This window comes from Stenotrophomonas sp. GZD-301 (genome assembly GCF_049310345.1).
Classification (GTDB): Bacteria; Pseudomonadota; Gammaproteobacteria; order Xanthomonadales; family Xanthomonadaceae; genus Stenotrophomonas.
Genome location: NZ_JBMOWY010000008.1, coordinates 35,755 through 48,573, shown reverse-complemented (window position 1 = coordinate 48,573; position 12,819 = coordinate 35,755). Strand labels below are relative to the sequence as shown.

Annotated in this window: 4 protein-coding genes; all 4 read left to right on the top strand. The window is 70.4% G+C overall.

The window, feature by feature from the left end:
- The first annotated feature begins 109 nt into the window (after positions 1 to 109).
- The 4 genes from ACO6VK_RS02085 to xpsF all read left to right on the top strand — a co-directional run bounded on the left by ACO6VK_RS02085 (position 110) and on the right by xpsF (position 12,817).
- Entirely contained in the window at positions 110 to 7,690 is a 7,581-nt protein-coding gene (locus tag ACO6VK_RS02085; RefSeq protein ID WP_422505227.1) for an ESPR-type extended signal peptide-containing protein, read from the top strand.
- A gap of 158 nt (positions 7,691 to 7,848) precedes the next feature.
- Positions 7,849 to 9,708 (top strand): S8 family peptidase, encoded by a 1,860-nt coding sequence (locus ACO6VK_RS02080; protein ID WP_422505226.1) that lies wholly within the window; start codon positions 7,849 to 7,851, stop codon positions 9,706 to 9,708.
- A gap of 123 nt (positions 9,709 to 9,831) precedes the next feature.
- Positions 9,832 to 11,559 (top strand): type II secretion system ATPase GspE, encoded by a 1,728-nt coding sequence (gene gspE / locus ACO6VK_RS02075; RefSeq protein ID WP_422505225.1) that lies wholly within the window; start codon positions 9,832 to 9,834, stop codon positions 11,557 to 11,559.
- A 37-nt stretch (positions 11,560 to 11,596) separates the two neighbouring features.
- The gene (gene xpsF / locus ACO6VK_RS02070; RefSeq protein WP_422505224.1) at positions 11,597 to 12,817 is read left to right on the top strand and encodes a type II secretion system protein XpsF; all 1,221 of its coding nucleotides are present in this window, start codon (positions 11,597 to 11,599) and stop codon (positions 12,815 to 12,817) included.
- Positions 12,818 to 12,819: the final 2 nt, after the last annotated feature.

Sequence of the window (12,819 nt, the reverse complement as noted above, 5' to 3'; positions counted from 1 at the left end):
TCGGCATAACGCAGTAAATCAAGCGAAAACGCCCCCAGGGGACGTTGGGCCACGCGGCCCGGCGTTGGCGTCGCTTTGCCTAAAACCAGCCTAATCAGGAGCCGTATCGATGAATCGGATTTATCGCAAGGTCTGGAACAAAGCACTGGGGCAGATGGTCGTCGCCTCGGAATTGGCCAGCAGCCAGTCCCCGGGGGGAGTCATCGATCAGCGCCGGTCCACCGGCGGCCGCAACGCCACGTTGCTGTCGGCCGCCATCGCCTTGACGCTCGGTCTGGGCGCGGCTGTCGCCACGCCAACGGCGCGCGCGCAGTCGGTTGAAGTGGGCGGCAACGCGAACTGCGTGGTGCTCAACAGCAAGATCCTCGACAGCTGCGTGGTTGATGGCAGCGCCAGCGCCACCGGCACCAACGCGGTGGCCATCGGCAGCAGCAGCACCGCGTCGGCCGCCAACAGCGTGGCGCTGGGCGCCGGCTCGCGCGCCAACCGTGCCAACACGGTATCGGTCGGCGATGCCGGCAAGGAACGCCAGGTCACCAACGTCGCTGCCGGCACCGCCGCCACCGACGCAGTGAACAAGGCGCAGCTGGACAAGGTCGCGGTTGCCGCCGAAGGCGCGACCCGCTACTTCAAGGCCGACGGTGACGGCAACGACACCGATGCGGCCCGTATCGATGGCGAAGGCGCGCTGGCGGCCGGTGCCGGTGCCACGGCCGATGGCGACGGCGCGACCGCGCTGGGCCACGGCACCCGGGCATTGGCCAATGCGACCACGGCGGTGGGCAGCGACGCGATCGCCGGCGGCCTGGGCGCCAGCGCCTTCGGTCAGAACGCACTGGCCTTCGGCGATGCAAGCACCGCGGTGGGGCAGAGTGCGGTTGCTCTCGGCCTCGGCGACGTCGCGCTCGGCGCGTCGGCCGTCGCGGCCAGCGAAAACGGCGCGGCCACCGCCATCGGCGGCCTGGCCGAAGCCAGCGCCGATGGCGCGACCGCCGTCGGTGGCGGTGCGCTCGCCATCGGTCTGGGCAGCACCTCGCTCGGCCGTGGCGCAGGCAGCGGTGGCGAAGCCTCCGTGGCGGTCGGCGCGTTCAGCGTGGCCGTCGGCGATTTCAGCGCCACCCTCGGCGCCAACTCGGCCGCCGTTGCCGTCGGCAGCGTGGCGCTCGGCGCCGGCTCCTACGCCGATCGCGTGGATACGGTGTCGGTCGGCAACGCCGACAACGGCCTGCGCCGACAGATCACCAATCTTGCCGAAGGCACCGAAGCCACCGATGCGGTGAACAAGGCCCAGCTGGATGAAGTGGGCGCGGTGGCCGCCACCACCGACAAGTACTTCCAGGCCAGTGGCAGCGCCGACAGCGATGCCGGTGCCTACGTCGACGGTGACAACGCCACGGCAATCGGCGAAGCGTCCAATGCGTTCGGCAACGGCGCCACCGCACTGGGCAGCGGCGCCACGGCCGTGGCGCAGAACGCCACGGCCGTCGGCTACAACGCCGTGGCCAGCGGCCAGAACAGCGCGGCCTTCGGCAACAACGCACAGGCCAACGGCCCGGGCAGCGTGGCCGTCGGTGGCGCTGCGGTGGATGCCGACGGCAATCCGCTGATCACCAATGGCGGCGTGCCGGTGGATACCGGCGCCACCAGCGCCGGCGTCGGTGGCACCGCTGTCGGTGCCAGCGCCGAGGCGTCCGGGTTCGCGGCCTCGTCCTACGGTGTCGGTGCCTACGCGGGCGGCGCGCAGTCGTCGGCGTTCGGCGCGGTCGCCAATGCGACCGGCGACTATTCCACGGCGGTCGGCACGCAGAGCGTGGCTACTGGTGCCAGCAGCACCGCCATCGGCGGCCCGGCCGACCTGCTGCCGGGGCTGGGCTTCTTCGTGCAGACCCAGGCCAGCGGCGAAGCCGCCACGGCCGTCGGCGCTGGCGCCATCGCCAGCGGCGACTACGCGGTCGCCAACGGCACCCTGAGCGAAGCATCGGGCACCGAAGCGACCGCGGTCGGCTACTTCGCCTATGCACCGGGCGAGGGCGCCTCGGCGCTGGGCGCGGAAAGCTGGGCCAGTGGCGACCTGAGCACCGCCGTGGGCTTCTACAGCACCGCGCGTGGCGCCAACAGCGTGGCGCTCGGCGCGAACTCCACCGCCACCCGCGACAACACCGTCTCGGTGGGCGATGTCGGCAATGAGCGGCAGATCACCCATGTGGCCGCCGGTACCGAGGCCACCGACGCAGTCAACAAGGCGCAGCTCGATGGCGTGGCGCAGGTCGCCAATGTCACCGCCAACCGCTTCAAGGCCAACCCCTCCGACGGCAGTGACGTCGGTGCCTTCGCCGACGGCGATGGCGCGCTGGCCGCCGGCGAAGCGAGCAACGCGCTCGGTGCCGGTGCCGCCGCGCTGGGCAACGGCGCCAGCGCGATCGGCGATGACACGGTGGCGGTCGGCCGCAACGTGGCTGCCAACGGCAACGGCAGCGTCGCCATCGGCGGCCTCGGCCAGGCCTACGATGAATACAACCAGCCGCTGGTCGATGCCGACGGCAACGCCGTTCTGGTCGGCACCACCGCCGTGGCCGACGCGGTTGCGGTCGGTGCCGGTGCACAGGCCACCGGTGCACTGAGCAATGCCTTCGGCAGCGGCGCGCAGGCCACCGGCGACAACAGCCTGGCGGGCGGCTACAAGGCCCGTGCGACCGGTGATTACAGCGTCGCGCAGGGCGACAACGCCTTCGCCAGCGGCGAGGAATCCACTGCGACCGGCGCCTATGCGTGGGCCACGGCAGACGGTGCAACCGCCTTCGGTGCCAGTGCGTGGGCGACCGAGGCCAATGCCACGGCCGTGGGCCAGTCGGCGTGGGCCAGCGGTACCGGTTCCACCTCCATCGGTTACAACAGCTGGGCACGCGGCACCAGCGCCACCGCGCTCGGACGTGGTGCGTTCGGCTATGGCGACAACAGCGTCGCGGTCGGCTTCCAGGCGCTGGGCAACAGCATCAACAGCATCGCCATCGGCACCAACGTGGTGGCCGGCGGCGAGAGCGCGATCGGCATCGGTGCCGGCAGCGCAGCCAGCGCCAGCAATGCGGTCGCGCTCGGTGCCGGGTCGGTGGCCGATCGTGCCTACACGGTGTCGGTGGGCAGCGATGCACGCCAGCGCCAGATCACCCAGGTTGCAGCCGGTACCGAAGGTACCGATGCGGTCAACCTGGATCAGTTGAACGCCGCAACGGAGCAGTTCCAGGCCAGCGGTGATGGCGTGGCCGTGGCCGGTGGCGAAGAGAGCGTGGCAGCCGGTGCCAATGCCGCGACCGATGGCGATTACGCCACGGCCGTGGGCTCCAGCAGCTATGCCGGCGCTGACGGCGCATCCGCGCTGGGCAGTGGTGCCTTCGCACTGGCCAACAATGCCAGCGCGGTTGGTTTCAACGCGCTGGCCACTGCGGCCAACGCCGTTGCGGTGGGTGCCAACGCACAGGCCACCGGCGAGTACGCCACCGCCAGCGGTGCCGAAAGCGAAGCGTCCGGCGAGCAGAGCACCGCCACCGGTGCGGCCAGCATCGCCTCCGGTGCCGGCAGCCTGGCCGGCGGCGCGCTGTCTGAAGCCGCCGGTGAAGAGTCGGTGGCGCTGGGCTACTTCAGCACCGCCAGTGGCGAGGGTGCCACCGCGGTTGGCGCTGAAAGCGTGGTCAGCGGGACGCTCGCGGCCGGCTACGGCTTCGCCTCCGAAGCCACGGCCAACTACGCCACTGCGATCGGTGGCTATGCCGTCGCGTCGGCCTTCAATGCCACCGCGCTCGGCAGCTTCGCCCAGGCCACCGGCTCCAACAGCGTGGCCGTGGGTGGCGATGCCGAAGCCTCCGGCGCCTACAGCACCGCGACCGGCCAGGGCAGCCTGGCCAGCGGCACCAACAGCGTGGCCGTCGGTGGCGCCCTGTTCGGGCTGTTGCCCACCGAAGCGTCGGGCAACTATTCCACCGCCGTCGGTGGTGGGGCCTGGTCGCCGGGCGTGAACAGCACGGCACTGGGCAATGCCGCCACCTCCAGCGGCGCCAACAGCGTCGCCCTTGGCGCCGATTCGATCGCCGACCGCGACGATACGGTGTCGGTCGGCAGCGCCGACGCGCAGCGCCAGATCACCAACGTGGCCGCCGGTACGCAGGACACCGATGCGGTCAACGTGGCGCAGCTGAAGGACGTGGCAGCGGTGGCCGAAACCACCAGCAAGTACTTCCAGGCCAGCGGCAGCGACGACAGCGATGCCGGTGCCCTGGTCGACGGTGACAACGCGCTCGCGGCCGGTGAAGCGGCCAATGCCATCGGCGACGGCACCACCGCGCTCGGCAGCGGAGCCAATGCACTGGCCGACAACGCCACCGCCATTGGTGTCGATGCCCTGGCCACCGGTGAAGGCGCGTCGGCCATCGGCAGCAACGCCCAAGCCACCGGCGAGAACAGCGTGGCGGTCGGTACCGGCGCCACCGCCAGCGAGCTCGGCGCCAGCGCGATCGGCAATGCGGCGCAGGCGTCCGGTGCCTACAGCACCGCCACCGGCACCGAGTCGGTGGCCAGCGGCCAGCAGGCTACCGCGAACGGCTTCCGCAGCAGCGCCAGCGATGCCGGCGCCACTGCCTACGGCAGCTACAGCGAGGCGAGCGGTCGTCTGTCCGCAGCGCTGGGCTACGGCGCCATCGCCTCCAGCAACCTGGCCACGGCGGTCGGCACCTCGGCCACTGCGTCCGGTGCCAGCTCGGTCGCGCTCGGCGAATCGAGCGAGGCCACCGGCGATGAAAGCGTGGCGATCGGCGGCTCGACCTTCTACGGTCTGCTGCCGGCACGTGCGTCGGGAACGGGCGCGGCGGCCTTCGGTGCCGGCGCGTGGGCTACCGACGACTACGCCACCGCGATCGGCTGGAATGCATGGGCCGATGCGGCCAGTGCCACCGCACTGGGCGAAAGCGCCGTGGCCAGCGGCGTCAACAGCGTCGCCCTGGGCGCCGGCTCGACGGCCGACCGCGACAACTCCGTCTCGGTTGGCACGGCAACCTCGCAGCGTCAGATCACCAACGTGGCAGCCGGTACCGAAGGCACCGACGCGGTCAATCTGGACCAGTTGAATGCCGTGGCCGATGTGGCCGAGGAAACCAACCGGTACTTCAAGGCCTCCGGCAGCGGCAACGGCGATGATGTCGGCAGCTATGTCGACGGTGCCTACGCCACGGCGGCCGGTGAGGCGGCCAACGCCTTCGGCACCGGCGCATCGGCGTATGGCAGCGGCGCGCTGGCGTCCGGCCGCAACGCGTCGGCCTCGGGCTTCAACGCGTCGGCCACGGCCGATTCGGCCACCGCCATCGGCGGCGCGCTGTACTACGAGGACGACAACGGCAACGTGGTGCTCGACCAGGCCACCAGCGCCAGCGGTATCGGCGCGACCGCACTGGGTGCCGGTGCGCAGGCCGAGGGGGTGTTCAGCACCGCCACCGGTGCGGCCGCCACCTCGGCCGGGCTGCAGTCGGCCGCGTTCGGCTTCAGCGCCGAAGCGGGCAGCGACTACAGCACCGCCGTGGGTGCCTTCAGCGCCGCCACCGGGGTGCGGACCACCGCGCTCGGCTACGGTGCCGAGGCCAGCGGCGACTACGCCTCCGCGCTGGGCTGGGGCAGCACCGCGGCGGGCAGCTATGCCAACGCGATTGGTTACGCCTCGCAGGCCAGCGGCGCCAACAGCCTGGCCGCCGGTTCCAACGCCTGGGCCACCGCTGCGCAGAGCACGGCAGTGGGCCAGCTGGCGTGGGCGACCTCGGCCGGTTCCACCGCGCTCGGCCAGGACAGCTACGCCTACAGCGGCATCAATGCCACCGCGCTGGGCAAGAGCGCCTCGGCCAGTGGCGCAGGCAGCGTCGCGCTGGGCGCCGGTGCACGCACCAGCGAGGCCAACGTGGTCTCGGTCGGCGGCGGCAACGGCACCACCGGTCCGGCCACCCGCCGCATCACCAACGTGGGCGCCGGCGTGAATGCCACCGATGCGGTCAACAAGTCGCAGCTGGACAGCGTGGCCGCCACCGCCGATGCGGTGGGCAAGCACTTCCAGGCCAGCGGCAGCGGCGTTGCCACGGCAAGCGGCACCGACGCACTTGCCGCCGGTTCCGGCGCGACCGCCAGCGCGACCCGCAGCAGTGCGCTGGGTACCGCTGCGGTGGCGTCGGCCACCGGGGCCACCGCGATCGGCGCCGATGCATCCGCACGGGGCACCAACAGCACGGTGATCGGCCGCCAGGCCTCCACCAACGCAACCAACGGCGTGGCCATCGGCAACGGTGCCTTCGCCAGCAACGGCGCCAACAGCATCGCCATCGGCTCCGCGGCGGGCGTGTCCGGCGCCAATGCGGTCGCGCTGGGTGCCGGTTCGCGCGCAGTGGAAGCCAACGTGGTCTCGGTGGGCGGCGGCAATGGTACCGACGGCCCGGCCACGCGCCGGATCGTCAACGTCGGCGCCGGGCGCATTGCCGAGGGCAGCACCGATGCCGTCACCGGTGGCCAGCTCAACACCACCAACCAGCGTGTGGGTGCCGTGGAAACCCGCGTGGGCGACATCGACAGCCGCATCGGCTCGGTGGAGAACGTGGCGGCCAACGCGCTGACCTATGACGACAGCAGCCGCGACACGCTGACCCTGTCCGGCCTGCAGGGCACCACCCTGGAGAACGTGGGCAACGGCTCGATCGCGTCCGGCAGCCGCCAGGCGATCAACGGCGGCCAGCTGTTCCAGTCGTTGACCGACGTCGCCACCTTCCTCGGCGGCGGTGCCAGCGTGGGCATGCAGGGCGTGTTCGTGGCGCCCAACTACGTGATCCAAGGTGCCAGCTACGCCAACGTGGGCGATGCACTGGGCGCGCTCGACCGCAAGGTCACCGAGCTCGACCAGCGCGCTGCCGGCGGTGGCAGTACCGCACGTGCACGCGGTGCCGGTGCCACGGTGGCCAGCGCCAGTCTGGCGGCCAACGTGGACACCGCCGCGCCGCTGTCCAGCGATGCGGCGCTGGCCGACGTGCAGGGCACGCCGACCGCCGCCAGCGTGGGCGGCAGCCAGGCCTACGTGGCACCGTCCGCCGCCGCACCGTCTGCCGTGAACGCGGTGGCGATGGGCGAGGGCGCGGTTGCCAGCGGTGCCTCGTCCACCGCGATCGGCCAGGGCGCCTCGGCGACCGCGGCCAACTCGGTGGCGCTGGGCCAGGGCTCGGTCGCCGACCGCGCCGACACGGTCTCGGTCGGTGCTACCGGCAATGAACGCCAGGTCACCCATGTCGCGGCCGGTACCCAGGCCACCGACGCGGTCAACAAGGGCCAGCTGGACGGTGGCATCGCCACCGCCAACAGCTACACCGACCAGCGTTTCACCACGATGGCCGACAGCTTTGACATCTACAAGGGCGAGATCGACCAGCGCCTGCGTCACCAGGATCGCCGCATCGACCGCCAGGGCGCGATGAGCGCGGCGATGCTCAACATGGCCACCAGTGCCGCCGGCGTACGCACGCAGAACCGCGTCGGTGTCGGCATCGGTTTCCAGGGCGGCGAATCGGCGTTGTCGCTGGGCTACCAGCGTGCCATCAGCGAGCGCGCCACGGTCACCCTGGGCGGTGCGTTCAGCAGCGATGACAGCTCGGTCGGCGTGGGTGCCGGCTTCGGCTGGTAAGCGGGTAAACGGGGCGGCGCCGGCAGGGCGCCGCCCCACGCAATGCAAGGCCTGAGGGGGCGGGTCACGGGAACCCTGGCCAGGGCCGGCCAGCGGTTGTCGCATGGAGTATTGGCCTGAACAGTCGTTTGATCCATGACCTTGAAGAGGACTTCAACGTGATCAGTAAGCAGAACCTTCGCATCAACGTACTGGCAGCCGCGCTGCTGTCGATGTCGGTCGGCACCGGTGCCGCGTTTGCCGGCACCCTTCGCGCCGAAGAGCCGGTGCGCGCGGCCACGGTCGCGCAGCAGGTCAGCGACGGCATCATCGTCAAGTACCGCAGCGGCACCGCTGCCGCGTCCGACCGGTCGGCCAAGCTGCAGGTGGTGCATTCGGCGCTGTCGCGGGCGAGCCTCAACGGTGGCACCGTGCGCGCCAACGCGCTCAGCCCGCAGGTGGTGCGCACGCTCGGCGTGGGCGCTGACCTGATCCGCCTGCAGAGCCGGCTCGGCGGCGCCGAACTGCAGAAGGTACTGGCCGAACTGTCGGCCGATCCCTCGGTGCAGTACGCCGTGGCCGACGTGCTGATGCAGCGCGCCGACCTGCGCGCCAAGGCCGACGCCACCCCGCAGCTGGTGCCCAACGACCAGTACTACCAGCAGTACCAGTGGCATTTCCACAACGCCGTGGGCGGCATCAACGCACCGGCGGCCTGGGACGTATCCCAGGGCGAGGGCGTGGTGGTGGCGGTGATCGACACCGGCATCGTGCCCAACCATGTGGACTTCACCGGCAACCTGCTGGAAGGCTACGACTTCATCAGCAACGCGGCGCGCTCGCGTCGCCCCACCAATGACCGTGTGCCCGGTGCGCTGGACTACGGCGACTGGGTGGAAAACGACAACGAGTGCTACCAGGGCTCGCTGGCCGATGACAGCTCCTGGCACGGCACGCACGTGGCCGGTACCGTGGCCGAAGCGACCAACAACGGCATCGGCATGGCCGGCATCGCCTACAAGTCCAAGGTGCTGCCGGTCCGTGTGCTCGGCAAGTGCGGTGGCAGCCTGTCGGATATCGCCGATGCGATCACCTGGGCATCCGGTGGCACGGTCGCCGGCATTCCGGCCAACCCCAACCCGGCTGAAATCATCAACATGAGCCTGGGCGGCGGCGGCGCCTGCGATCCGGTCTACCAGGCCGCGATCAACGGTGCGGTGCAGCGCGGCACGGTGGTGATCGTGGCGGCAGGCAACGACGGCGGCCCGGTGGCCAACGCACGCCCGGCCAACTGCAACAACGTGGTGGCCGTGGGCGCCACGCGCATCACCGGCGGCATCACCTACTACTCCAACTACGGGCCGGCGGTGGATCTGTCCGCACCGGGTGGCGGCGGCAGCGTCGACGGCAACCCGGGCGGCTTCGTCTGGCAGGCCGTGTCCAGCAGCACCACCTCGCCGGAGCTGGGCACCTCCACCTACGGTGGCAAGGGCGGCACCTCGATGTCCTCGCCGCACGTGGCCGCCGTGGCCGCGCTGGTGCAGAGCGCCCTGATCGCCAACAGCCGCGACCCGCTGACCCCGGCGCAGATGGAGACCCTGCTGAAGGAGACGGCCCGTCCGTTCCCGGTCAGCATTCCGGCCGGCACCCCGATCGGCACCGGCATCCTCGATGCCAAGGCCGCGCTGGACAAGGCACTGGAAGAACCGTGCACCGAGGACTGCGGCCCGACCGCGACCCCGCTGACCAACAAGGTGGCGGTGGGCGGCCTGAGCGGCGCCGGTGGCAGCGAAGTGCTCTACAGCTTCGAGGCCCAGGCCGGCAAGGTGCTGAGCGTGCTGACCTACGGTGGCAGCGGCAACGTCTCGGTGTACGTCAGCCAGGGCAAGGAACCGACCGCGACCGCCTACGACGCCAAGTCGGCCCGTCCGGGCAACAGTGAAACCGTGCGCTTCACCGCGCCGGTGGCGGGCACGTACTACATCAAGCTGGTCGGCGAGTCCGCGTTCAGCGGCGTGAGCATCGTCGCCAACCAGTAAGCGTATCGCCCTGCTGCGGGAGTCCGTCTTGTGACGGGCTCCCGCTTTTGCATTCCGCACCGGGGAATCCCGCGTAGGATCGCGACGAACTGCTAAAGTCGCAGGGGTTGCCAGGAGAGCTTCGTGAACGCGGTTGCCCACGATCCCACTGCCGAATCCGCAGCGGAAACACTACTAGTCGACGTATTGCTGCAGAAGGGGCGCCTGAAGGAAGGCGACCTGGCGCGCGCGCGTCCGTTGCACCGTGAGTCCGGCGGCAGCCTGCTGCAGCTGCTGGTGCGGCTGGGCCTGGTGTCCGAGCGCGACCATGCCCAGACCAGCAGCGAGGTGCTGGGGCTGCCGTTGCTGGATGCCAAGGCGATTCCGGAAAGCCCGCCCGAAGCCCTGCTCGAAACGCTGCCGCTGTCGCTGCGTTTCCTCAAACAATTCCATGTCTGCCCACTGGCGCTGCAGGACGGTGTGCTCGACCTGTGGGTCTCGGACCCGCAGGACCCGTACGCCGCCGAGGCGGTGCAGCTGGCCACCGGGGTCCCGGTGCGCCTGCACGTGGGGCTGCGCTCGGAGATCGACGACCTGATCGAACGCTGGTTCGGCCAGGGCCGCAGCGCGATGGGCGCGATCATCGAAACCGCTGACGGCGAAGGCGCCGCGGTGGACGACATCGAACACCTTCGCGACCTGGCCTCCGAAGCGCCGGTGATCCGCCTGGTGAACCTGGTGATCCAACGCGCGGTGGAACTGCGCGCCTCGGACATCCACATCGAACCGTTCGAAAACCGCCTGAAGGTGCGCTACCGCGTCGACGGCGTGCTGATCGATGGCGAAAGCCCGCCGGCCAACCTGACCGCGGCGGTGATCAGCCGCGTCAAGATCATGGCCCGGTTGAACATCGCCGAACGCCGCCTGCCGCAGGACGGCCGCATCATGCTGCGCGTGCAGGGCAAGGAGCTGGACCTGCGCGTGAGCACGGTGCCCACCGCGCACGGCGAGAGCGTGGTGATGCGCCTGCTCGACCGCGACACGGTGGTGTTCGACTTCCATCGCCTGGGCTTCACCGATGCCTTCCTGCCGCAGTTTCGCCGGGTGCTGGAACAGCCGCACGGCATCCTGCTGGTCACCGGCCCGACCGGCTCGGGCAAGACCACCACGCTGTACACCGCGCTGAGCCAGCTCAACACCGCCGACGTCAAGATCATCACCGTCGAAGATCCGGTGGAATACCAGATCGAGGGCATCAACCAGATCCAGGCCAAGCCGCAGATCGGGCTGGACTTCGCCAACGCCCTGCGCAGCATCGTGCGCCAGGACCCGGACATCATCATGATCGGCGAAATGCGCGATCTGGAAACGGCGCGCATCGCCATCCAGTCCGCGCTGACCGGCCACCTCGTGCTGTCCACGCTGCATACCAACAACGCCGCCGGTGGCATCACCCGCCTGCTCGACATGGGCGTGGAGGATTACCTGCTGACGTCCACCATCAACGGCATCCTTGCCCAGCGCCTGGTGCGCCGCCTGGAGCCGTCGCATGCGCTGCGCTATCCGGCCTCGCCGGAAGAGATCGAGAAATTCGGCCTGCGCCGCCTGCAGCCGCAGGGCGAGATCTTCCTGTACCGCGCGCAGCCGTCGGCGGCAGCGCCCACCGGTTACCTGGGGCGCACCACGATCATGGAGTTCCTGGTGATGAACGACGAGCTGCGGCGGGCGGTGATGCGGCGTGCCGGCATGGGCGAGATCGAGCAGATCGCGCGCGCTGCCGGCATGCGCACCATGTACGAAGATGGCCTGTCCAAGGCGCTGCAGGGTCACACCACCCTCGAGGAAGTACTGCGCGTGACGGAGGAATCCTGATGCGGTGCGCGTGCCGGCAGCGGAGCGGCGGCTGAGCATGCCCCAGTACCGTTACAAGGCGCTCAACGCCCACGGCGAGCTGTTCGACGGGCAGATGGAGGCCGCCAGCGAAGCCGAGGTGGCCGCGCGGCTGCAGGACCAGGGCCACGTGCCGATGGAAGCACGGCTGGCCAGCGACGGCGTGGCCAGCGCGTCGTCGTGGGCCACGCTGCTGCGGCGCAAGCCGTTCGACGGCGCCGCGCTGGTGCAGTTCACCCAGCAGCTGGCCACGCTGCTCGGCGCGGGCCAGCCGCTGGACCGTGCGCTGACCATCCTGCTGGAGCTGCCCGAGGACGAGCGCAGCCGCCGGGTGATCACCGAGATCCGCGACATCGTGCGCGGCGGTGCGGCGCTGTCCACCGCGCTGGAACGCCAGCACGGCCTGTTCTCGCGGCTGTACATCAACATGGTGCGCGCCGGTGAAGCCGGCGGCAGCCTGCACGACACCCTGCAGCGCCTGTCCGACTACCTCGAACGCAGCGCCGAGCTGAAAGGCCGCGTGATCAACGCGCTGATCTATCCGGCGATCCTGCTGGCGGTGGTCGGCGGCGCGCTGCTGTTCCTGCTCGGTTATGTGGTGCCGCAGTTCGCCACCATGTACGAAAGCCTGGATGTGGCGTTGCCGTGGTTCACCCAGTGGGTGCTGGCGGCCGGCACGGTGGTGCGCGAAGGCTGGATCGCGGTGATCGTGGTGCCGGCGCTGGTGGCGCTGGTGATCGAGCGCAAACTGCGGCAGCCCGCGTTCCGCCTGGCGCTGGATGGCTGGCTGCTGCAGCGCCGCGGCATCGGCGCGCTGGTGGCCAAGCTGGAAACCGCGCGGCTGGCACGCACGCTCGGCACGCTGCTGCGCAATGGCGTGCCGCTGCTGTCCGGGCTGGGCATCGCCCGCAACGTGCTGGGCAACCGCGCGCTGGCGGCCGACGTGGACGCGGCCAGCGACGAGGTCAAGAACGGCAACGGCCTGTCCGCCTCGCTGGCGCGCGGCAAGCGTTTTCCACGCCTGGCGCTGCAGATGATCCAGGTCGGCGAGGAGTCCGGCGCGCTGGACACCATGCTGCTCAAGACCGCCGATACCTTCGAACAGGAAAGCGCACGCGCCATCGACCGCCTGCTGTCGGCCCTGGTACCGGTGATCACCCTGGTGCTGGCCTCCGTGGTCGGGCTGGTGATCGTCGCCGTGCTGGTGCCGCTGTACGACCTCACCAACGCCATCGGCTGACC